20 protein-coding genes are annotated in these 20,588 nt (G+C 67.7%); 12 read left to right on the top strand and 8 right to left on the bottom strand.

From position 1 onward, the window contains the following. Positions 1–687 precede the first annotated feature (687 nt). The 3 genes from N8I74_RS10080 to N8I74_RS10070 all read left to right on the top strand — a co-directional run bounded on the left by N8I74_RS10080 (position 688) and on the right by N8I74_RS10070 (position 2,860). Positions 688–1,746 (top strand): AI-2E family transporter, encoded by a 1,059-nt coding sequence (locus tag N8I74_RS10080; protein ID WP_263122886.1) that lies wholly within the window; start codon positions 688–690, stop codon positions 1,744–1,746. A 194-nt stretch (positions 1,747–1,940) separates the two neighbouring features. Continuing rightward, entirely contained in the window at positions 1,941–2,450 is a 510-nt protein-coding gene (locus tag N8I74_RS10075; RefSeq protein WP_263122885.1) for a ferritin-like domain-containing protein, read from the top strand. A 77-nt stretch (positions 2,451–2,527) separates the two neighbouring features. Then, positions 2,528–2,860, top strand: coding sequence for a plasmid stabilization protein (locus N8I74_RS10070; RefSeq protein ID WP_263122884.1), 333 nt, complete (start codon positions 2,528–2,530; stop codon positions 2,858–2,860). 93 nt (positions 2,861–2,953) lie between these two features. Here the strand turns inward: N8I74_RS10070 and N8I74_RS10065 are convergent, their stop codons facing one another. The 4 genes from N8I74_RS10065 to N8I74_RS10050 all read right to left on the bottom strand — a co-directional run bounded on the left by N8I74_RS10065 (position 2,954) and on the right by N8I74_RS10050 (position 5,098). Further along, positions 2,954–3,775: an ion transporter gene (locus N8I74_RS10065; protein WP_263122882.1), complete on the bottom strand. Its 822-nt coding sequence runs from the start codon at positions 3,773–3,775 to the stop codon at positions 2,954–2,956. Next, the gene (locus N8I74_RS10060; RefSeq protein ID WP_263122880.1) at positions 3,772–4,137 is read right to left on the bottom strand and encodes a four-helix bundle copper-binding protein; all 366 of its coding nucleotides are present in this window, start codon (positions 4,135–4,137) and stop codon (positions 3,772–3,774) included. Before N8I74_RS10060 ends, N8I74_RS10065 begins: the two co-directional genes overlap by 4 nt. A gap of 137 nt (positions 4,138–4,274) precedes the next feature. Next, the gene (locus tag N8I74_RS10055) at positions 4,275–4,748 is read right to left on the bottom strand and encodes an SRPBCC family protein (RefSeq protein ID WP_263122879.1); all 474 of its coding nucleotides are present in this window, start codon (positions 4,746–4,748) and stop codon (positions 4,275–4,277) included. Then, positions 4,745–5,098 (bottom strand): ArsR/SmtB family transcription factor, encoded by a 354-nt coding sequence (locus tag N8I74_RS10050; protein WP_263122878.1) that lies wholly within the window; start codon positions 5,096–5,098, stop codon positions 4,745–4,747. The genes N8I74_RS10055 and N8I74_RS10050 overlap by 4 nt, the downstream gene beginning before the upstream one ends. Before the next feature lie 309 nt (positions 5,099–5,407). Between N8I74_RS10050 and N8I74_RS10045 the strand changes: the two genes are divergently transcribed. Then, entirely contained in the window at positions 5,408–7,351 is a 1,944-nt protein-coding gene (locus tag N8I74_RS10045; protein WP_263122877.1) for a methyl-accepting chemotaxis protein, read from the top strand. 225 nt (positions 7,352–7,576) lie between these two features. On the opposite strand, the gene N8I74_RS10040 is transcribed toward N8I74_RS10045, so the two are convergent. Continuing rightward, positions 7,577–8,452, bottom strand: coding sequence for a LysR substrate-binding domain-containing protein (locus tag N8I74_RS10040; protein ID WP_263122876.1), 876 nt, complete (start codon positions 8,450–8,452; stop codon positions 7,577–7,579). Between the two features lie 130 nt (positions 8,453–8,582). Here N8I74_RS10040 and N8I74_RS10035 point away from each other — a divergent pair, with 130 nt between their 5' ends. After that, positions 8,583–9,263, top strand: coding sequence for an FMN-dependent NADH-azoreductase (locus tag N8I74_RS10035; protein WP_263122874.1), 681 nt, complete (start codon positions 8,583–8,585; stop codon positions 9,261–9,263). Between the two features lie 8 nt (positions 9,264–9,271). Here N8I74_RS10035 and N8I74_RS10030 read toward each other — a convergent pair whose 3' ends face one another. Next, the gene (locus N8I74_RS10030) at positions 9,272–9,934 is read right to left on the bottom strand and encodes a YkgJ family cysteine cluster protein (protein WP_263122872.1); all 663 of its coding nucleotides are present in this window, start codon (positions 9,932–9,934) and stop codon (positions 9,272–9,274) included. Between the two features lie 274 nt (positions 9,935–10,208). Here N8I74_RS10030 and N8I74_RS10025 point away from each other — a divergent pair, with 274 nt between their 5' ends. Genes N8I74_RS10025 through N8I74_RS10015 form a run of 3 tightly spaced genes read left to right on the top strand, consistent with a single transcriptional unit; the run spans position 10,209 to position 12,453 of the window. Then, positions 10,209–10,568 (top strand): DUF3649 domain-containing protein, encoded by a 360-nt coding sequence (locus N8I74_RS10025; RefSeq protein WP_263122871.1) that lies wholly within the window; start codon positions 10,209–10,211, stop codon positions 10,566–10,568. Next, positions 10,565–12,136: a PepSY-associated TM helix domain-containing protein gene (locus N8I74_RS10020; protein WP_263122868.1), complete on the top strand. Its 1,572-nt coding sequence runs from the start codon at positions 10,565–10,567 to the stop codon at positions 12,134–12,136. Before N8I74_RS10025 ends, N8I74_RS10020 begins: the two co-directional genes overlap by 4 nt. Then, positions 12,133–12,453 carry a DUF3325 domain-containing protein gene (locus tag N8I74_RS10015; RefSeq protein WP_263122867.1) on the top strand — a complete coding sequence of 107 codons (321 nt, stop codon included), beginning with the start codon at positions 12,133–12,135 and terminating at the stop codon, positions 12,451–12,453. The genes N8I74_RS10020 and N8I74_RS10015 overlap by 4 nt, the downstream gene beginning before the upstream one ends. A gap of 547 nt (positions 12,454–13,000) precedes the next feature. Here N8I74_RS10015 and ytfE read toward each other — a convergent pair. After that, positions 13,001–13,666 (bottom strand): iron-sulfur cluster repair protein YtfE, encoded by a 666-nt coding sequence (ytfE, locus tag N8I74_RS10010; RefSeq protein WP_263122866.1) that lies wholly within the window; start codon positions 13,664–13,666, stop codon positions 13,001–13,003. 153 nt (positions 13,667–13,819) lie between these two features. On the opposite strand from ytfE, the gene norR reads away from it, so the two are divergent. The 3 genes from norR (at position 13,820) to N8I74_RS09995 (ending at position 18,697) form a co-directional block, all read left to right on the top strand. Continuing rightward, complete coding sequence (norR, locus tag N8I74_RS10005) at positions 13,820–15,331, top strand: nitric oxide reductase transcriptional regulator NorR (RefSeq protein WP_263122865.1); 1,512 nt, start codon at positions 13,820–13,822, stop codon at positions 15,329–15,331. A 142-nt stretch (positions 15,332–15,473) separates the two neighbouring features. Continuing rightward, a complete protein-coding gene (locus N8I74_RS10000; RefSeq protein ID WP_263122864.1) occupies positions 15,474–16,142 on the top strand; it encodes a TetR/AcrR family transcriptional regulator in 669 nt (222 codons plus the stop codon). Next, positions 16,139–18,697 (top strand): PEP/pyruvate-binding domain-containing protein, encoded by a 2,559-nt coding sequence (locus tag N8I74_RS09995; protein WP_263122863.1) that lies wholly within the window; start codon positions 16,139–16,141, stop codon positions 18,695–18,697. The genes N8I74_RS10000 and N8I74_RS09995 overlap by 4 nt, the downstream gene beginning before the upstream one ends. Before the next feature lie 386 nt (positions 18,698–19,083). On the opposite strand, the gene N8I74_RS09990 is transcribed toward N8I74_RS09995, so the two are convergent. Beyond that, a complete protein-coding gene (locus N8I74_RS09990) occupies positions 19,084–19,275 on the bottom strand; it encodes a LamG domain-containing protein (protein ID WP_263122862.1) in 192 nt (63 codons plus the stop codon). A gap of 828 nt (positions 19,276–20,103) precedes the next feature. On the opposite strand from N8I74_RS09990, the gene N8I74_RS09985 reads away from it, so the two are divergent. Then, entirely contained in the window at positions 20,104–20,430 is a 327-nt protein-coding gene (locus tag N8I74_RS09985) for a hypothetical protein (protein WP_263122861.1), read from the top strand. Positions 20,431–20,588 lie beyond the last annotated feature (158 nt).

Here is a 20,588-nt window from a genome sequence, read left to right as displayed (position 1 = left end):
CCCGCTCCCGCACTGCTGCGCCGCAGCGCCTTGCGCGCAGGCCGGCAGGGACGTCGCCTGTATGCCCATCTTGTCTGCCACCGGCACATCTGACAAATACAAATCGGCGCAACGGTAAGACTGACACGCCGTATAGCGGATATCGCATGGTTGGGCAGCCACTTTTGTGTCGCCTGTGCACCAGACCGCCACTGTGCACACCGCATGGCAGTAACAGATCGGGAACGGGGGGACCGCGCCGCAGCACACTTTTGCATGCGCCTGGCCGGTGCGCCGATGCAACAGTGGCCAAGCGGGTCACACTCGATTTCTTAATGAAAAAGAAAGTTATATTGATTACAAGACACACTTGGCCGACAGTACTGCTGCAATCCGGCTGACACATGCATCAGCATAGTCGGGGCCGTGCCACGCTTTGCCTGCCGATATGCGGCCGTGTGGATCGACGGTCGCCACGGCGCCACGCATCATGGTCAGAGGGGGTTGGCACGGACCATACGCGTCCCGACTGGCCTGCCGGGCACAACCCCCGCAGCCCGGTTGCCCGTCCGCCGCCGACAACCGCCCGCGGCGCATGCCTACAGCCGAATCCGGCCACGCCGCCTTGGCCGGGCGGCAGGCGCGGCGCCACACTTTTGTATCGGCCAGACGGCCTCGCTGCCCGGCACAACGCCGCCTTGACTGCCCATGAATCTGTCCGCTCTGCATCAGAAAGCCCTGCTGTTGCTCTTGCTGCTGGTCACGCTCGCCTTCGGCTGGATCCTGTGGCCGTTCTACGGCGCGGTGTTCTGGAGCGCGGTGCTGGCCATCGTGTTCCACCCGCTCTACCGCCGCTTGCTCAAGCCACTGCGTCAGCGTCCCACGTTGGCGGCATTGGCAACGTTGTTGCTGTGTCTGCTGATCGTCATCCTGCCGCTGGCACTCACCGGCGCGGCACTGGTCCAGGAAGGCACGCAGCTCTATCAACGGCTGCAGTCGGGGCAGATCGATGTGGGCACCTATCTGCAGCGCGTGCTGGGCTCGTTGCCCGGCTGGGCATTCCGCCTGCTCGATTTCTTTGGCATCGCCGATCTGGCCACGTTGCAGGCCAGGCTGTCGGCCGGTCTGAACCAGGCCAGCCGCTTCCTTGCCGGCTACGCGCTCAATCTGGGGCAAAACGCCTTTCAGTTCCTCATCGGGCTGGGGGTGATGCTGTATCTGCTGTTCTTTCTGCTGCGCGACGGCGCGGCGCTTGCCGAACGGATCAAGCGTGCACTGCCGCTCAGCCCGGAACACAAGCGCTATCTCATCGACAAGTTCGCCACCGTCATCCGCGCCACCATCAAAGGCAACCTGGTGGTGGCGGCGGTGCAAGGCACGCTGGGCGGTGTGATCTTCGCCTTGCTGGGCATCCACGGCGCTCTGCTGTGGGGCGTGCTGATGGCGTTGCTGTCGCTGTTGCCCGCCGTCGGTGCCGGGCTGGTCTGGGGTCCGGCGGCGGTGTACTTCCTGGCTACGGGCGCGCTCTGGCAGGGCCTGGCGCTGACGGCCTTCGGCGTCCTGGTGATCGGGCTGGTGGACAACCTGCTGCGTCCCATCCTGGTAGGCAAGGACACGCAGATGCCCGACTACGTGGTGTTGGTCTCCACGCTGGGTGGGATGGCGATCTTCGGTCTGAATGGTTTTGTGATCGGCCCGGTGATCGCCGCGCTGTTCATTGCCACCTGGGATCTGTTTACCGCCGCACGCGACGCCTCGGCGCGGTAACGGGTGCGGCAGGCAAATCGTGCAGCGCTGCGCGCAGGATTTGCACACCGGTGTTGCTGGCACGGCGCCCTGCCCGGCCGGCCCGCCACTGTCCCACCGGCATGCAAGTTGCTGGAACAGTGGGCCGGCCTGCATATCGGCCTTTGGGCGACCTGCGACCGGCGCTTTTTACTTTCCACAGACAGGAGTCCCCCATGACCTACGCGAAGGAAAACCTGATCGACTGGCTGCGCGACGCGCACGGCATGGAACAGCAGGCCGAACAGATGCTCAAGGCCCAGGCCGAGCGGCTGGATCACTATCCCGAACTCAAGGCGCGGATCGAGCAGCATCTGCAGGAGACGCTGGGACAGCAGCAGGCGCTGGAACGCTGTCTTACCCGCCTGGGCGGCAGTCCGTCCACCCTCAAGGACCTGGCTGGCAAGCTGGTGGCATTCGGCCAGGCGATCGGTGGCATGGCGGTCAGCGATGAAGTGGTCAAGGGCGCAATGAGCGGCTATGTGTTCGAGCATATGGAAATCGCCTCGTACACCGTACTGATCGCTGCAGCGGAAGCGGTCGGCGACGTGGAGACCAAGCGTGAGTGCATGGCCATCCTGGAGCAGGAGGTCGCGATGGCCCAATGGCTGCGCGAGCATCTGCCCCAGGTGACGCGAACCTTCCTCGCGCGCGATCAGGCCGAATCGGACAGCGCCAAGCGCTGAACCTCGCCGGCATCCGTGCCGGCGACTTTGTCGGCCCCCGGCAGCGGTGCTGTCGGGGATCGTTTCAAGGAGGCACCATGCCGCGCGGTGACAAATCGGCCTATACCGACAAGCAAAAGCGCCAGGCGGCGCATATCGAGGAAAGCTACGAGGCCCGTGGTCTGCCCGAGGACGAGGCCGAGCGGCGTGCCTGGGCCACCGTCAACAAGATCTCCGGCGGCGGCAGGAAAAGCGGTTCGGGCCGGGGCAAGCCGGACAACCCGGCGCCAACGGTCAAGGGCGGACAGCGAGGCGGCGCTGCGGCAGCGTCGCGTACGCCGGCGCAGCGCTCGGCCTCGGCCCGGAAAGCGGCAGCCACCCGCAAGCGCAATGCCGAGGCAAAGGCAGCCGGGACGGCCAAGGGACGCTGAACATCCTCATCGCAGCCCGGGATCAGGCAGGCAGCTGCTGTACCATTTGCCGGTTGCAGCACCCTCTGCCGCTGGTGCATGAAGCATCGCCGTTCAGCGCGGTGCACCGCCATCGGCCGGACGTGCCTCACGCAGCTGCGCCACTTCCGCGCGTAGCGCACGCATTTCCTCGGTCAGGGCCTTCAGCGCCTGTTGCCCGGCCAATCCGCTCTCTTCATCCTGGACATCACGCCCGATGAAGAAAGTGGTGAGCACGCCAGTGACGTAGCCGAACACGGCAAAGGCATAGAGCGCCAGCAACAGGCACAGCAGCCGGCCTTCGGTGGTGCTGGGCCAGTATTCGCTGCCCATGGTGGTCAACAGCATGGCGGTCCACCATAGTGCACTCCAGTAGCTGTCCGGTGCCTGTGGCGACGCGCCCTTTTCAAAGGCATAGATGCCGGCTGCCCCTGCCGCCGCCACCATGGCGGTGATGGCAAGCACATAGCCGAAACCGCGCCGCCGCATCGCCGTGCCCAACGCCGCCATGCCGCGGTTGACCGATGACAGCACCCGCAGCAACCGCAGTCCGCGCAGCTGCCCGAGCACCCGCAGCCCACGCGCGACGCGCAGCACCCGCAGCGCCGGCAGCAACAGGGTGACCGCGGTCAGGAGGTTGCGCCGCAGATAGCGCAGGCGCCGGGGGGCCAGCAGCAGACGCAGCAGGAAATCAAAGACAAACACGCCCCAGATCACCCGGGTGGCCCAGGTGCCGAGCCGACCCAAGCCCCACACCAGCTCGGTCACCAGCAGGCACAGCCACAGCAGCCCCAACGCCGCCATCGGCAGATCGAGGCCGCGTTCGATGCGCCGCAGCAGGCGCAGCCGTCGACGCGGCGGCAGGCCGGACGCGCCGCCGGCAGCGGCACGCATCATGGATTGGCGGGATTGGCCGTCTGAGTCAGCAGCAGCGCCGCAACGTCGTAGCAGTGCCTGGCGCAATCCCGGCATGTCTGGGCACAGGCCTGGCACTGCGGTACATCGTGACGCGCGCATTCGAGCGCACAGATTTCGCACAGTTTGGCGCAGGCTTCGGCCACCGCACCGCCGTGCGCGCTGGCACGGGCCATGAAGCCCGCCACCACACGGCACATGGCTGCGCAATCGATGGCGACCGCGATGCATCCGGCCATCGCCATCCAGGGCTCCTGCCTGAGGCTGGCGGCGGCGCACGCATCGCAGGCATCGGCGCATTCGGTGCAGGCGCGCAGACAGGCGCCGAAATCGGGTTGCGGCATCGCAGCTTCTCGCTTGGATCGACCACCCCGTTGTAGCGGCCGCCGCGGCCGCACGCAGTGTGCATGTTGCCGTTGCCGCCCCCCAGCGACGCCCGGCGCCGTGCGCAGCACGTAGCTGGCCGGGCGTATCGGCCGGCTCAGCTGGCGCCGGGCGTGCCTGCCAGTTCGCGCGCCAGGTTGTCGAGCATCTCGTCCCAGCCGGCACGGTGATCCTCGGGACGGTCGTTGCCGTCCAGATAGGCGCCCTGCTCGGTCAACACCATCCGGCAACCTGTGCCTTGCGGGTGGAACTCGACGGTGACAAGCCCGGCGAACAGCTGCAGCGTCGCGCTGCGCATGGTGTTGGCGCTGACGATGCGCCGTTCCGGCACGATCTGCAGATAGCAGGTGGTGTTCACATAGGTATCGCCACCGCGCGGGCCGAAGCGGCACATATCGCCACCGCCCTCGAAGAAATCGAAGCGCTCATAGGTCACCTCCCAATCGGCGCCGGGCGAGCCCCAGCGTTGCAACGCCTCCTGGTCGGACCAGGCGGCGAACACCCGTGCCGGGCTGACCGGGTAGCTGCGTTCAAAGGTGAGGGTTTCGTGTACGACAGTGCGGGCAGTCATGGGCTTTGCTCCGGTGGCAGGATGGGCTCGGTTGCGCCGAGCAGATCGGCAAGTCGGTCCAGCCGCCCCGTCCAATAACGGCGGCGCTCGGCGAACCAGTCTTCCGCGCGGACCATCACTTCCCGATCCAGCTCGCAGGTGCGTACCCGGCCCACCTTGCGCGATCGCACGAGGCCGCTGTCCTCCAGCAGCTTCAGGTGTTGCAGTACCGACGGCAGCGAGATCGCCAGCGGCCTCGCCAGCTCGCTGACCGACGCCGGCCCCTGGCACAGCCGCTCCACCATGGCCAGGCGCGACGGATCGGCCAGGGCGTGAAACACGAGATCGAGGGGAAGTGAATAGTTAGTCATTTGCCAAAGTATCAGCCAGAAGGACATCGGACAAGAGAAAGTTTGGCATATACCTAAGTTTTGATGACAGGCGGCGCTGCGCGGTCATCGCCCTGTGCGCGAGGGACATTGCCGCACCATGCATGGCCTTGGCTGCGGCCACCCCGATCGATACGGGAATGGCAGCGCGTACCGCTGCCTACCGCAGGCCCGCGTGCTGCCGGCAGGCGGCCGGAGCGGCTGTTGATTCGGTGCTAAGCTCAAGCGGATGCGGGGCTGAGCGCCGCCCGACCGTCATCCGGATTCCAAAGATTGCAGGAGGCGTACAGCATGGCCCGTCGTTGGTCGATCCAGAACAAGCTGCTGCTGAGCATGACCTTCATCCTGCTGCTGTCGCTGTGCACCATCGGCGCGCTGTCGGTCCACCTGTTCCGCAGCGCGATGACCGAACGGCTGGAACGCTACGAGCTGGTGCGCACGGTCGAGGCGATCCGCAACGAGGTCGACAAGGCGGTCTCGGTGCCGCTGGCACAGGCACAGCAGTTGGCCGCCAACACCTATCTGCTGGACTGGATGGCGGCCGGCGAGCCGGCCGAAGGCATTGCCGGCTGGCAGCGCTACGCGCAGTCGCTCAAACAGTCGACAGGGGCGGTCGCGATTTCCTGGGCCTCCGAAGCCACCGGCAACTACTACGACGACAGCAGCGGCCTGCTGCGCCAGCTTGCCCCGGACGGCAACGACGCCTGGTTCAAGGCTTTTCTCGCCAGCGGCAGGCAGACCGCGTTCGATCTGGGCTCCGAGGCCGGCAAGGCCGACGTGATCATGTTCATCAACGCCCTGGCGCGCGACGCGCAGGGGCACCGGGCGGTGGCCAGCCTGGGCATGGACGTCACCGGCATGGCGCAACGGGTGCGGCAGATGGCTGTCGGCGACCGCGGCCAGGTGTACGTGGTGGACGAGCAGGGCCGGCTGCAGATCCACCGCGATCCAGCGCTGGTCAAGGTGGACAACAAGGTCGAGCTGAAGTCGCTGCCCGGCATGGGCGCCGTGGCGGCCGGCCTGCTGCGGCCCGGGCCGTTCAACCTGGCACGCTATGAAGGCCCGCAAGGGCCGATGATCGTCGCCTCCAGCCACCTGCCCAACGCCGGCTGGTTCGTGGTGGTCGAGCTGGCCGAGGACGAGGTCTTCAGCGCGGTCACGCGCACCATCCGCTGGCTGGTGCTGCTGGATACGGTGATCCTGCTGGCCTCGCTGATGCTGATGGCCTGGGTGTCGCGCACCATCACCCGCCCGTTGGCCCGGCTGCGCGATGCGATGCACGGCCTGGCACGCGGCGAGGGCGACCTGACACAACGCCTGCCGATCGACACCACCGATGAGGTGGGCGAGATCGCCGAGAGCTTCAACCGCTTCATCGAACAACTGCGCGGCATGTTCCTGCAGGTGCGCGACCAGGCGGTGAACCTGAACCAGAGTGTCGAGCAGCTGGGCCAGATGGCCGATCGGCTGGCGCACGACGCACGCGACAACGCGGGGCTCGCCGAGGCGACGGCGGCAACCATCCAAGAGATCACCGTCAGCGTGGCGCACATCGCGGACAACACCCAGGCCGCAGCGCATGCAGTGGGCCAAGCCGGGCAGCTTTCCGAGCAGAGCGGTGCTTCGGTGAACCGCGTGTCCAGCGAGATCGGCGAGGTCGCGCAATCGATGGATGCGCTCGACGAACAGATGCGCGAGCTGGAAAGCCGCTCGCGGCAGGTCGGCAGCATTGCCGGCGTCATCAAGGGCATTGCCGACCAGACCAACCTGCTGGCGCTCAATGCCGCCATCGAAGCGGCACGCGCCGGCGAGCAGGGCCGCGGCTTCGCCGTGGTGGCCGACGAAGTGCGCCAACTGGCCGAACGCACCGGCAGCGCCACCGTCGAGATCGAGCAGATGGTGGGCGCCATGCGCAACGCTGCCGAATCCGCACTCGGCCGGGTGGCCCATACCCATGGCACCGTCAAAGGCAGCGTCGCACAGGCCGACATCGCACTTGGCCATATCGGGCAGATCAAGGACAGCATGGACGGCGTGGTGCGCAAGACGCACGAGATCCGCGACGCGGCCAACGAACAGTCGCGCGCCACCGAAGACATGGCGCGGGCGGCCGAGCGGATGTCTGCCCGTGCGCAGGCGGGCGACACCGAGCTGGCGCGCGCGCGCGAGGTGGTGCAACAGCTGGAGCAGTTGTCCACCGCGCTGCGGCAGGTGGTCTCGGGCTTCCGGCTCTAGATTGCCCACCCCGGCGCGGGCAGTGGTCCGTCTGGCGCCGGAGGAGTGCGGCAGGTGGTGTCCGTGGGCCGGAAAGGCCGGCACGCGCAGACCAGGCGAAGGGCGTTCCACAATGCGGTGCCGGCCATCGGCCCGGGTCGACCGGATCAGCGGCGCCGCGCGTGCGCGCCCTGCCCGCCCTGGGCATGGTGCTGCCGGCCGGGTGTCCCGGCCTGCCGCTGGTGATCAGCGCGCCTGGGCGGTGCGCAGCAGCCAATCCGCCACCTGGGCGACTTCGCTGCGCGGCGGGCGCGCCGGACGCACCACGTAGTAGGCCTGGCCATCCAGCATCGAGCCGAACGGCACCTGCAACAGGCCGAGGCGGACTTCCTCGTCGACCATCCCCAGCCCGACCAGCGCCACGCCCTGGCCGGCGACCGCGGCCTGGATCGCGTGGCTTTCATCCGAGTAGCGAAACCCTGCCTGGGTGTTGAGCCCGGCAAGGCCCACCAGGCTCGCCCAGTCGGCCCAGGTCAACGCCGGAGGCCGGAACCAGTCGATATGGATCAACGATTGGTGCAACAGATCGGCCGGCGTGTGCAGCTCCAGCCGCGGGCTCGCCACCGGGGCGAAGCGGTTCTGCAGCAGCAGGACGGCGCTCAGGCCCGGATAGCGCCCGTCGCCGTAGCGCACCGCCAGGTCCGCCTCGCCGGCCAGCAGGTCCACCGGCTGGTAGGACGCATGCACATGCAACTGGATGCCCGGATGCGCCGCCTGGAACGCCGCCAGCCGCGGCACCAGCCACTTGGCGGCAAAGCCGGGCGTGGTGGAGACGGTGACGCTGCTTTCCCGCGGCTCGCGCAGCGCCGCCACACCGGCGGCAATGCTGTCGAACCCCTCGCGGACGGCACGCTGCAGCAGCTGTCCCTGCGCGGTCAGCGCCACGGCGCGCGTCTTGCGCACGAACAGCTGACATCCCAGATCCTCCTCCAGCACCCGGATGCGATGGCTGATGGCGGTGGCGGTCACCGACAGTTCGGCGGCGGCCGCCTTGAAGCTGCAAAGGCGCGCCGCGGCCTCGAAGGCGCGCAACGCGGACAGCGGTGGCAAGCGGGTCGGCATCCGGAGCTCATGGCTGAATCTGATTCAGCCATTGAATGAGAAAGCATCGTTTGTGGCAAGCGCGACGGACGCGCACAGTAGCAGCGCATGACCCGCCCGCCACATCGGGCCCAACCCGAGGAGAAATGCGATGACCACCTTGCTGCACCTGGATTCCAGCGCCCGTCCCGGGCACTCTGGCATCGATGCCCACGGCTCGTACACCCGCCGCCTGAGCGCCCGCTTCGTTGCACGTTGGCAGGCGTTGCATCCCGATGACCAGATCATCTATCGCGACGTCGGTCAGCAGCCGCCGCAACCGGTGAACGCCGATTGGATCGCCGCCGCCTTCACGCCGCCCGGACAGCGCACGCCGGGGATGCAGCAGGCCCTGGCCGAGAGCGACGCGTTGGTGGACGAGCTGATCGCCGCCGACCTGATCGTGGTCGGCCTGCCCATGTACAACTTCGGCCCGCCGGCACAGTTCAAGGCATATCTGGACAACATCGTCCGGGTGGGCCGCACCTTCGGCTTCGATCGCAGCAATGCTACCGAGCCCTACCGGCCACTGCTGGACAGCCAGGGCAAGCGCCTGGTGCTGCTGTCGGCGCGCGGCGACCATGGCTACGGCCCCGGCGGCCCGCAGGCGGCCAACAACCATGCCGAACCCCTGGTCCGCGCTGTGTTCGCCTATATCGGCATCACCGAATGCCGCGAGCTGGCGATCGAGTACGGCGAATTCGAGGACGAGCAGTTGGCCCGCTCGGTGGCGCAGGCCGAGGCGGACGTGGACCGGCTGGTGACCGAGCTGGCGTCGCTGGCCCCCGCCTGAGGACCCGGCTAGCCGCGCGGCAGCCCGGAGAAGACCGCTTCGCCCTGCAGCCAGCGCGATTGGGCTGTCGGGTCGGTCAAGGCCAGCAGCACGGCCGGCCCCAGCGGCAGGCTGCCGGCGGACAGGCCGGCAGCGCGATAACCCAGGGCGGTCCCGTTGATCATGGCCTCGGCCCGGGCGATCAGGTCCAGGCGCTGCGGCACCGTATCGCCGTCCGGCGCGGCACAGGCCGCCGCGTCGAGCGAATGCCCCTTGCGGCACACCGCAGGACGCAAATCGTAGATGGCACACAAACCCTGTCTCAGGAACGGACACGCCAGCCAGTAGCGCCCCTCCGGTATCGCCGTCGCTGCTGCCGCATGCCAGCGCAGCACCGCAATCCACCCGGGCAGCGCCTGCGGCGCCTCAGCCAACGCCTGTGCGATCCGGAACACTTCGGGCTCCAGCGCCGCCACCCTTCTATGACAGCAATGGCTGCAGCCAGCCCGGCATGCCGGCTGCGCACCGCTGGCGCCTGCCTCGTCGCAGACCCGGTCCACCCCGCGCTGCAGGTTGATCACGAAACGGACGGGGGCATCGCCATCACGCCGGGCCTGCAGCTGCCGGTGCACCGCCTGCTGCACCGCCTGGGTCGCCTGCAGGAACGCGGCCTGTTCCTGCTCGCTCAGCATGGCGGCCGGCCGGCAAGGTCGAACACGCCTGCGGGCGGCGGAACGGGACGGCAAGGCAGCGGCGGGCAGGGATTCGGCATCGGAAGCGGCACAGGTTGGACCGGCAAGGCGCGGCCATCGCCGTGCCATGGTAGAACAAAGACCGTGTGGCGCGGCAAGCCATGCCGCGGTGACCGGACGCGGTTGCCCGGCGGAAGGCGCGAGAGTTGCCAAGCCGCCGCAAAGCATTTGATAATAATTATCACTTATCCAATAACAAGCAGCGCCTGTCCCGATGCCCGCCCTGTCCGCACCACGTCCCGATCCCGCGCCGGCGGCGCCGCCGGTTGCCCGGCGGGCTGGCAAGCCACCCGCCGGCATCCCCTGGGCCTACCGTCTTGCAGTGACGTTGCGCGTGCTGGCAGCGACTCTCGGCGGCTATGCGCTGGTCTATGCCTGCACCGGCGCACTGGCGCGCTGGCTGCCGCTGTCCCGCAATGAGGCGACGCTGACGGCGACACTGCTGTCGTTCCCACTCTACTGCGCCGTCATCGTGTGGGTGTTCAGCGTCAGCAGCGCCGGACGTGCCTGGCTCGGGCTGGGTGTGGCGCTTGCCGCGGCCCTGGGCCTGGGTTGGCTGGGAGCCGCACGATGAAGCCCGGCTTCCGTCAGGCGATGGCCTGGCTGCACAACTGGGCGGGACTGGTGCTGGGCTGGGTGATGTTCGCCATCTTCCTGACCGGCACGCTCACCGTGTTCCGCGCCGAGATCAGTCATTGGATGCAGCCGGACCGGCAGATCACGCCGGCCAGCCAGCAACAGGCCACCGCGGCCGCCGAGCGCTATCTGCGCCAGCACGCCGCCGATGCCAGACAATGGTATATCTACCCGCCGTCCGGGCGCGAGACCAGCATGCTGCTGTACTGGGAAGACGCCGACGACAACTGGCACAACGTCCGCATCGATCCGCACCGCGCCGAGCCGGCGCACCAGCGCGCCAGCCTGGGCGGCGATTTCTTCTACCGCTTCCATTTCGAACTGCACCTGCCCTACCCCTGGGGACGCCTGCTCGCCTGCCTTGCGGCAATGGTGATGCTGGTGGCACTGGTCAGCGGCATCGTCACCCACCGGCGCATCTTCAAGGATTTCTTCACCTTCCGCCCCGCCAAGGCGCCGCAGCGGGCGTGGCTGGACGCGCACAACGCGGTCGGCGTGCTGGCCTTGCCGTTCCATTTGGTGATCACCTACAGCGGCCTGGTCACGCTGATGATGCTGGTGATGCCGGCCGCGCTCGACGCGCTCTACCAGGGCGACCGGCAAGCCTACCGCAGCGAGCTGATCGGCATGCCGCCCAAGGTGGCGCCGTCCGGCGTGGCACGGCCGCTGCAGCCGCTGGCCCCGATGGTCGCGGCCGCCAGCCGCCACTGGCAGGGCGGCCCGGTCGGCACCATCGCCGTCACCGCGCCGGGCGATGCCAATGCGCGGGTGCGGATCGAGCAATCCGAGACCATGCAGCTGCGCTCGCGCGGCAGCGGCGTGGTGTTCGACGGCGCCACCGGCAGGCCGCTCACGCTGCTGGCCACGCAGCAGCCCGCGGCGCTGGCTCACGATGTGATCTTCGGCCTGCACATGGGACGCTTCGCCGACTACGGCCTGCGCTGGCTGTATTTCCTGTGTGGTGTGGCCGGGACGCTGATGATCGGCTCCGGCCTGGTGCTATGGTCGATCAAGCGCCGCCAGCGCGAGGCCAAGGCCGGCACCGCCGGCTTCGGTGCGCGGCTGGTCGAAACGCTCAACATCGCCACCATCGCCGGGCTGCCGCTTGCCGTGGCCGCCTTCTTCTGGGCCAACCGGCTGGTGCCGCTCGCACGCCCCGAGCGCGCCGACGAGGAAGTGCTGTGCTTCTTCGCCGCCTGGGTGCTGTCGCTGCTGCACGCCGCCATACGGCCGGCCCGCGCAGCCTGGCGCGAGCAGCTGGCTGCCGTGGCCATGCTGCTGGGCACGGTGCCGCTGCTGAGCCTGCTGACCGTGCCGGCGCACCTGGGCAATGCGTTCGCGCGCGGCAACACCGTCGGCGCCGTATTCGAGCTGACCGCGCTCGCCTTTGGCGCTGCCTTCGCCTACGCCGCCTACCAAGCGCACCGTGCCGGCAAGCGGCCGGTGCCGGCCGACGCCGCCACCCGGCGACGCCCCGCTGCCACGCTTGCGCAGGAGACACCATGATCGTCTCGTTCTGGCTGTGCTACGCCGCCTTCAGCGCACTGTGCCTTTCGATGGACGGCCATCACCGCGAGGTGTTCGGCCGGGTGCCGACCCGCAGCCGCGGGCAAGGGCTGCGCCTGGCCGGCTGGCTGCTGCTGGCCACGTCATTTGCCGCCGCGCTGCACGATGCCGGCGCCCCGCAGGGCAGCGTGTACTGGGTAGGGTTGCTGACCGCCAGCGCCGGCGCGCTGGTGCTGCTGCTGACCTACGCCCCCCGTCGGGTCGGGCTGGGTGCGGTGCTGGCGCTGGCTGGCGCCGGCATCGCCACGCTGCTCTGAACGCAGCCCTACGCTACCCGGCACAGCGGCCCTGGCAAGCCGCACGACACACTCTGACTGGCAATGGACCGACTGCCTGCGGTCGCAGCCGCTCAGGAACGGCCGACGAGAGCGACGCTGTCGTAAGGGCTGCCCACCAGGACCAACCGCGCCGGTCGGCCTATGCGACAGGCGATTGCCGGCATCGACGCCGTGGCCGTGCCGACCGCAAGGCCGCATTGCCTCGTGTCCAGCAGCCAGCTGGCATGGCGATCGCTGCGGCGGGCCGTCATCTTGCAGATCCTGCGCCTGCCACTTGGTGCTGGCGCCCGGATGCCCTTGGTCCGGTACAGCGGCGGCCTGGCAGGCTGGCATCATGCCCGCTGTCGGCCATGGTGCAGCCCCCGCACCGGCTGGCGTATCAAGCGCATCGGCAGCGACAGCTGTTTGCGCAGTACAGCGCACGCCGCGATGATGTTGACGCCGGCACAGGGCGAAGCAGCCGCATCGCCCCTGTTCCACTCTCGTGGCGGGCCCACCGGCTAGCTGCCAGCCCGCCCGCTGCGCTTCACGCCGGCGCGCGCTGCAGGAACAGCACGTTGTTTTCCAGATGGATGTGCTGCATCAGGTCTTCGCACAGCTGGGCGGCGCCGGCATAGAGTGCGCGCCAGGTATTGCAGGCTTCGGCCGGCGGCGTGAAGTCGTGGGTCAGCGCCGCCAGCCGGGCCAGGGTCTCGCCATGCTGGTCGTGCTCGAAGCGCATCACCGAGATCGGCCCGGGCACCGCCTGCGGGCTGGTCTGGCGCAGCATCGGGAACAGTACCTGCTCTTCCTTCTGCATGTGGCTTTCCATCTCCTGCTCCATTGCCGCCAGCAGATCCGCCAAGCCGTGCGGGCAGTCGGCGCGTTCGGCATGCACCGCTTCCACACGCCGTGCCAGCCGGACCAGCTCGGGCAGCTGTTCGCGATGGCGGGCGTGATAGCGGGTCAGGATATGGTCGATCAGCGCATCGTTCGATGCCGTGCGCCAATCCACGGCTGTCCTGGTCTGGCTGGCCGCCAGCGCCAGCAACGCCTGCGCCAGCGCAGCCGCGTCGACCTGCTTCTTGGCCGCCGCCTCGCGTAGCGGCTTGCCACCGCCGCAGCAGAAATCCAGCTTGTGTTGGTGGAACAGCGCGGTGGCGCCCGGGATGTCGCAGGCGATCTGGCCGATGGGCTGGTCAAGCAGGTTCATGGTGGAAATCTCTCTGGGTTGAACACGATGGTGCTGCAGCAAGGGATGGGCCAGCCTGCAACGCCTTGATTTGCCTGGGTCTGTCCTGGATCAAGGGTCGCTTTGACCCTCGCATGTTAGGGTCGTATCCACCATATCCGGGTTCTATTCACCATGATCGACGTCTCGCTTCTGGCCGACCTGGCCGCCGAACTGCCGCAGCCGATCCGGTTGCAGCGGCTGCTTGCCAGCATCCACGCGCACTACGGCTGCCACGCGGTGGGGCTGCTGCGCAGCGATGGCGACAGCCTGTACCCGCTGGCCGCCATCGGCCTGTCACAGGAAACGCTGGGGCGCCGCTTCGTGGTGGCACAACATCCACGGTTGGCCGCCATCCTGGCGCAGCGCGAGCCGGTGCGCTTCGTGCCCGGCAGCCCCTTGCCTGATCCCTATGACGGCCTGCTCGCCGACCAGCCGGGTGCCCCGCTGGCGGTGCACGATTGCCTGGGGGTGCGGCTGGAAGTGGAAGGCCGGGTCTGGGGGGCACTCACGCTGGATGCCTTCGCCGGGCGCACCTTTGCCGCCGGTGACCTCCTCACGCTACCGCACTACGCGCTGCTGGCCGCGAGCGAAGCGCGCATGGGCCGGCTGGAAGGCGATCTGCGCGCGTTGCGCCAGGGGGTCGGCAATCCGGCAGGCAGCGCCGGCATCGGCTTCGAGCTGGTCGGCCAGAGCCCGGCTTGGCTTGCGATGCTGCAGGAGCTGGATGGCGCCGCCGCCTCCGACCTGCCCATCCTGCTGCTGGGCGAAACCGGCACCGGCAAGGAACTGCTTGCCCACCGCGTCCATCAACGCTCGGCGCGCCATGATCGGCCGCTGGTGCATCTGAACTGCGCGGCGCTGCCCGAAGCGCTGGCCGAGGACGAGCTGTTCGGCCATGCCAAGGGCGCGTTCTCCGGCGCCACCGGCGAGCGAGCCGGCCGTGTCGAGGCTGCGCATGGCGGCACGCTGTTCCTGGATGAAGTGGGTGAGTTGCCGCTGGCACTGCAGGCCAAGCTGCTGCGCACGCTGCAGAACGGCGAGATCCAGCGCCTGGGCGAGGACCGGCCGCGCCAGGTGGACGCACGCATCGTCTCGGCCACCAACCGCAATCTGCATGACGGCGTGCGCGCGGGGCGCTTTCGCGCCGACCTGTATCACCGGCTCTCGGTCTACCCGGTACCGGTGCCGCCGCTGCGCGAGCGCGGCGCGGATGTACTGCTGCTGTGTGGGCGCTTCCTGGAGATCAACCGTGCCCGGCTGGGCCTGCGCGGCCTGCGCCTGGCGGCGGACGCGGAGCTGGCGTTGCTGCGCTATGACTGGCCCGGCAACGTGCGCGAGCTGGAGCACGTGATCAGCCGGGCCGCGATCCGTGCCGTCGGCCGCGGGGCCGCCCGCCACGAACTGATCACGCTGGAGGCAGGGCTGCTCGGGCTGGAAGCACCGCCCGCGGCACCGCCCGCCATGCTGCCCGACCCGCCCGCCGCAGCGACGCTGAGCTGGCGCGATGCGGTCGACGACTTCGAGCGCCGGTTGTTGCGCAGCCGCCTGGACGCTGCCGGCGGCAGCTGGGCCGGCGCCGCACGCACACTGGGGCTGGACCCCAGCAATCTGCACAAACGCGCCCGGCGTCTGGGGCTCAAATGACCGCCGCGGCGGCGGTACGCCGGCGGCAGCACCTGCAATGGCCGCTGCGCGCGCACTGACCTGTGCCCGGTGCCTCGTCATACGGTGCTTGCCCGGATATTTTTGAACGACGTACAATAAAAATCATCGTTCACAAATTTCCATGATCATGACCGAGCAGCGCACCCTTCCCCCCCATCCCGACGACGCGGCCGATCCTGGGCGGCGCGAGCGCAAGCGGCGCCAGACACTGGATCGCCTGGCCGCCACCGCATTTGCCCTTTTCGAAGCGCAGGGCTACGACGCCGTGACCATGGAACAGATCGCCGCTGCCGCCGATGTGGCCAAGGGCACGCTGTACAACCACTTTCCGGTCAAGGAAGCACTGCTGGCTCACCGCTTCCACGCCGAGCTTGCCGACGATCTGCCGCAACTGCGTGCCGATCTGGCGGGACTGCCGGACTTTCCGGCACGCATGACCCATCTGCTGCATGCCTCGGCCGGCTGGGCCGAAAGACGCCGCGCCTACCTGCCACATTACCTGCGGTACCGCCTCGCCCAGCTCGGGTACGACCAGGACGGCCGGCGCGAGGAGGCACGCAGCGGGATGGATCAGGTGTTCGAGGCACTGGTGCAGGCCGGCCAGCACGCCGGCGAACTGCGCAATGACCTGCCGACGGACCGGCTGGTAGGCCTGTTCCGCTTCTGCTACCTGGGTGCCCTGGTGCGCTGGCTGGGCGAGCCCGGCGCCGATCTGCGGCAGGAGTTCGACGTCATGCTGACGCTGCTGCATCACGGCCTCGCCACCGCCCCCAGCGGGAGACCGGCATGAGCGCGTTGATCCTGGACTGGGCGGACGCCGCCGCCGCGGGCACCGCGCAGGCAGGCGGCAAGGGCTGGCAATTGGGGCGGCTGGCGCAGCTGGGTCTGCCGGTACCGCCCGGTTTCGTCATCAGTGCCGCGGCCAGCGCCGGCCACCGGCCCGGTGCAGCGCTGCCCGGCCCGCTGGGCGCAGCGCTGGTGCAGGCGTTGGCTGCGCGTGGCTGGGAACGGCAACCGCTGGCGGTACGCTCCTCGGCCACGCTGGAGGACTCCGGCCAGGCCTCCTTCGCCGGCATCCATCGCTCCTGCCTGAACGTGCCGGGCGCCGCCGGCGTCGCCGCCGCGCTGCAGCAGGTGCTCGACTCGTGCTGGAGCGCGCCGGCGCAGGCGTACCGGCAACGCCTGGGCCTGAGCGAGGCCGAAGCAGGGATGGCGGTGGTGGTGATGCCGCTGCTGCCCGCCCGTGCCAGCGGCATCGCCTTCACCTGCGACCCGGTGGGCGGGCGCAACGACCAGACCCTGATCCATGCCCACTGGGGCCTGGGCGAGTCGCTGGTGGGCGGCCACGCCGAGGGCGACGAGTACCGGCTGCAGGAACAGGAACTGGACGGCAGTCTGTCGCTGTGCAGCATCCGGCTGGGCGGCAAGGCGCGTCTGAGCGTGGTTTTGCCCGAGGGCGGCACCGCGCTGCAGGATACGCCGCAGGCACAACGCGGGCAGGCGGTCTTGAGCGCGGCACAGGCGCTGGCATTGGGCGAGCTGGTACGCGATGCGGCCCGCGCCCTCGACCATGCCGCACCCGGCTACGATCTGGAATGGGTCTGGGACGGCAACCAGTTCTGGATCGTGCAGGCGCGCCCGGTGACTGCACGCGGCCACCATACCTATCTGGCGTTGGCGGCACAGGCGGTCTACTGGTCGCGCGGCAACACCCGGGAAATCCTGCCCGAGCCACTGTCGCCACTCGACTGGGAACTGAGCCGCGTCATGGTCAACCGCATGCTGACGCGCGGCTACGCATTGTGTGGCTATCCGTTGCTGTCCGGCGCCCAGCGCGCCGGCCTGTTCCATGGGCGGCTGTATCTGCAGACCTCGCTGCTGCAATGGGAGTGCTACGACGCGCTGGGCGTGACCCCCAAGGCAATGAACCAGTTGATGGGCGGCACGCAGCCCGAGATCGCCGTGCCCAGGCCGGACTGGCGCGCACGGGCCGCGCGGGCGCTGCGCATGCTGCGCTACCTGCGCCGCAACGCCGGCCTGCGCCGTCGCGCCGAGCGCCTGCTGCGGGACGCGCGACGCGAAGCCGATGCCTGGATGGCCGAACCGCTGCCCGCCGACAACGGCGCGCTGGCGGCACGGCTGCGGCAACAGCTGACGACGCTGCTGGGCTCGGACGACCTGTTCTTCCTGCAAGGTTCCGGCGGCGGCACGCTGTTCAACCTGGTGCAGCTGATCGACCGTGCCTGCCCGGGTGAAGGCCATGCGCTCGCCGCTGCACTGCTCGCCGGGGGCGAACCCAGCGTCACCGCCCGGCAAAGCTATCAGCTGATGGAACTGGCCCGCATCGCCGGCACCGACACCGCGGCGCTCGACTGGCTGCGCAACCCGGCCCGGGTGGCTGGCGACTGGGCACAGGCGCTACCGCCGGACAGCCCGTTCCGGCGGGCCTTTGCCGACTTCCTGAACCGCTACGGCCATCGCGGCCTGTATGAAACCTATCTGCGCAATCCCCGCTGGCGCGAAGCGCCGGGCTATCTGCTGGACAGCGTGGTCAACCTGCTCGGCTGCGAACCGGCGCCGCTACGCGCGCGGCAGCTGGAAGCGGCCGACCAGGCATGGCAGCGCCTGCGGCGCGCCTTGCCGCTCTGGTCGCGACCACTGCTCAAACCCATGGTTGAAGCGGCCCGGCGCGACTGCAACCAGCGCGAAGCCGCCCGCAGCGCGCTGGTGGCCTACCTGGCGGCGCTGCGGCATTGCGCCTGTGAGCTGGGCCGCCGGCTGAGCGGGCCTGCCGGACTGGCGCAACCGGACGATCTCTTCAACCTGACCTCGGCGGAGATCCTCGCGCTCGCGACGGGCCATCTGCCCGGGCCGGCCGCCGCCCGACGCGCCACCGAGCGCGGCACGCGTCTGGCGCATTGGGCCTCGCAACGTGAACCGGAACTGGTCATCGAGCACGCGCCCGCCGAATACCGCAACCCGTCTGCCACCGCTGCCACGCCGGTCGCGGCTGGCGAGCACTGGCATGGTATTGCCGTGGGCAGCGGCTGCGCGCGCGGCCGGGTACGCATCGTGCGCGAGCCATCGGCCGGCCTGGGCATGGCGCCGGGCGAGGTGCTGGTCGCGCCATCCACCGACCCGGGCTGGACGCCATTGTTCGTCAAGGCCGGCGCGCTGATCATGGAAACCGGCGGCTACCTGTCGCATGGCGCCATCGTGGCGCGCGAGTTCGGCATCCCGGCGGTGGTCAACCTGCCCGGCATCCTCGCGCAACTGCGCGACGGCGATGAAGTCGAGGTGGATGGACGCGCCGGCACGGTGAAGCGCATCCACGTCGCCACGTAACGGTGGCAACCGGGCCGGCCGACGTCACTGCCGGCCCGATCCAGTTGGACGGATCGATCGCTCTGGCGCAAGAGCAGTGCCGGCAATCCATCCCATGCCTGCCAAGTGTGCGGTCCCTGAGCCGGGCACCGCAGCCGCATGGCCGGCGCAGCCCTGGAACACCCGCACCCAGCCCACCGCCATACGCTGGGGGAACGCCGTGCTGGCATCGGGGCTGCCCGGCCAATTGCTGCCGACCTTCACATTCAGCAGCAGATGGGGGCGCTGGTTGAACGGTGCGGGGTGCGGGGCACGCGGCCGCGGAGCTGTACCAGTCGGTCTGCTGGCCATAGAACCGGCCGTCGACGTACCAGCGGATCATGCCCGGTTCCCATTCCACCGCACAGTCATCGAAGTTGTCGGCCGATGCTGCCTGGCACGGTGGAGAAGGTTATATAGGTGCTGCCGGGCCAAGTGCCGATGTAGTGGAGCGAGCCATGGATCGTGTTGCCACCTGCCGCCTTGAGATTGACCGCCTCCATGATGTCGATCTCGCCACTGGCGGCCCAACCGCCATAGACCCAGTCGGGCGGCAACATGCAGAAAGCCGGCCACAGGCCCGGGCCGTAGGGCTTACCATGCGCCGACGACCAGAACTGATGGCACGGTTGTGCTGCGCTGCGGGCGTGCGGTACCCGGCCATGGCCTCACCGCTGATGCAACACGGTGGTTGGGATGTGGAAGGCGACGCAGGTCGCACGATCAGCATGCTGTTGTGAGCACAACCAATATGGTTTTGAAAACATGGGAGACCGCTTTCCCGTCAAGGACGCCTTGTCCAGGCCAGTGCCCGGACTTGGTTCTTGCGACAACACGATATACTGTTCCATGCAAGTGCAGGAAAGTAAAGGAAAGTGAAGGTTGGCAGCACCGGCTGCAACCCCACCCTTTTAAAGCCAAACGCGGCCTGCAATCGAACCAAAGGCAGACCAGCCGCAGTTTTGTCCTTGTCAGGACCTGATTATGTCGTTTGCTCAACCAGTGAGAGAAATGCCAGCCAAAGCTGGCTTCGGCAGTGCTTTTTACGCGTGATCACGGAAAAATCATCCAAAAATAACGGAAGTTGAGCTCTAATTCTCAGCCAGTGAGCAAGCGACATAATCAGGTCACATTTTTCGTGGTAGCTGCATGTGCCAGAACAGTGGTCGTCGCTCGAGCATTTTTGGGAGCAAGTAGTTGCGTTATCCCTTTCCTGATAAGCTCGTCAACGGGGCGCTAAAAAGATGCGTATTTGGGCTCCCGCTGCTACGCTCCGGTGCCCGTTACGTATAATGTTGGGTTGATTAACTTGCCGGTAATAATTCAAGCAATTTTCGGCTCCAGCCGGAATTATTTCGATCACAATTGATGCAGGAATAAGGGAAAAAATGCAAGCAAATACACGAGATACATTGTTGTTTATTTCTGGCTTGGCTTGTGCTGTGTTGGCAGCGCTTATCCCCATGCTGGCTGCGCCAGGCCTCAATGCTCTTTTTTTTGGCTTTGGAGATGACATCCCCCTGTTGTCATATTTTTTCCTAAAAAAATATCTCGTGCTGTGGGTATTGCCAGTAATTACCTGTGCGATTCGTTTGTTTTGGCCATACAAGAAGAGCCGCAACTTGGTATCCGTATTGGTCGGATTTTCTAGTCTACCCATTGTTGCTTTGCTTTTCTTCTTTTCACTCTATCTGTTAAAAATGAAAATGGGATAAATCATTTCCCGGCACAACTCTCCAACCCGCAGAAGAAGTTGAACTCTTCATTGAGGGGGCTTCCAGAAACCTCGATTTTCAGACGCCGACCCTGCGTAGCCCATTGATCTTCCGCAGATACGGTTTCAAAAAAGTAAGCCTGATTATGCCTCTTGCTC

Origin of the sequence: Chitiniphilus purpureus (assembly GCF_025642115.1) — a bacterium.
In the GTDB taxonomy this organism is placed as follows: Bacteria; Pseudomonadota; Gammaproteobacteria; order Burkholderiales; family Chitinibacteraceae; genus Chitiniphilus; species Chitiniphilus purpureus.
The sequence above is the reverse complement of the archived record's forward strand: the minus strand, read 5'-3'. Positions and strand labels throughout refer to the sequence as shown.

Bases quoted from the DNA above. Each gene is read 5' to 3' on its own strand.
- N8I74_RS10025 (WP_263122871.1), top strand. From the start codon at position 10,209: ATGCCCGCCCTGTCCGCACCACGTCCCGATCCCGCGCCGGCGGCGCCG.
- N8I74_RS10045 (WP_263122877.1), top strand. From the start codon at position 5,408: ATGGCCCGTCGTTGGTCGATCCAGAACAAGCTGCTGCTGAGCATGACC.
- N8I74_RS09990 (WP_263122862.1), bottom strand. From the start codon at position 19,275: ATGTTGCCGCCCGACTGGGTCTATGGCGGTTGGGCCGCCAGTGGCGAG.
- N8I74_RS10075 (WP_263122885.1), top strand. From the start codon at position 1,941: ATGACCTACGCGAAGGAAAACCTGATCGACTGGCTGCGCGACGCGCAC.
- N8I74_RS10050 (WP_263122878.1), bottom strand. From the start codon at position 5,098: ATGACTAACTATTCACTTCCCCTCGATCTCGTGTTTCACGCCCTGGCC.
- N8I74_RS10035 (WP_263122874.1), top strand. From the start codon at position 8,583: ATGACCACCTTGCTGCACCTGGATTCCAGCGCCCGTCCCGGGCACTCT.
- ytfE (WP_263122866.1), bottom strand. From the start codon at position 13,666: ATGAACCTGCTTGACCAGCCCATCGGCCAGATCGCCTGCGACATCCCG.
- N8I74_RS10065 (WP_263122882.1), bottom strand. From the start codon at position 3,775: ATGATGCGTGCCGCTGCCGGCGGCGCGTCCGGCCTGCCGCCGCGTCGA.
- N8I74_RS10055 (WP_263122879.1), bottom strand. From the start codon at position 4,748: ATGACTGCCCGCACTGTCGTACACGAAACCCTCACCTTTGAACGCAGC.
- N8I74_RS10000 (WP_263122864.1), top strand. From the start codon at position 15,474: ATGATCATGACCGAGCAGCGCACCCTTCCCCCCCATCCCGACGACGCG.
- N8I74_RS10040 (WP_263122876.1), bottom strand. From the start codon at position 8,452: ATGCCGACCCGCTTGCCACCGCTGTCCGCGTTGCGCGCCTTCGAGGCC.
- N8I74_RS10080 (WP_263122886.1), top strand. From the start codon at position 688: ATGAATCTGTCCGCTCTGCATCAGAAAGCCCTGCTGTTGCTCTTGCTG.
- N8I74_RS09995 (WP_263122863.1), top strand. From the start codon at position 16,139: ATGAGCGCGTTGATCCTGGACTGGGCGGACGCCGCCGCCGCGGGCACC.
- N8I74_RS10030 (WP_263122872.1), bottom strand. From the start codon at position 9,934: ATGCTGAGCGAGCAGGAACAGGCCGCGTTCCTGCAGGCGACCCAGGCG.
- N8I74_RS10060 (WP_263122880.1), bottom strand. From the start codon at position 4,137: ATGCCGCAACCCGATTTCGGCGCCTGTCTGCGCGCCTGCACCGAATGC.
- N8I74_RS09985 (WP_263122861.1), top strand. From the start codon at position 20,104: ATGCAAGCAAATACACGAGATACATTGTTGTTTATTTCTGGCTTGGCT.
- norR (WP_263122865.1), top strand. From the start codon at position 13,820: ATGATCGACGTCTCGCTTCTGGCCGACCTGGCCGCCGAACTGCCGCAG.
- N8I74_RS10015 (WP_263122867.1), top strand. From the start codon at position 12,133: ATGATCGTCTCGTTCTGGCTGTGCTACGCCGCCTTCAGCGCACTGTGC.
- N8I74_RS10070 (WP_263122884.1), top strand. From the start codon at position 2,528: ATGCCGCGCGGTGACAAATCGGCCTATACCGACAAGCAAAAGCGCCAG.
- N8I74_RS10020 (WP_263122868.1), top strand. From the start codon at position 10,565: ATGAAGCCCGGCTTCCGTCAGGCGATGGCCTGGCTGCACAACTGGGCG.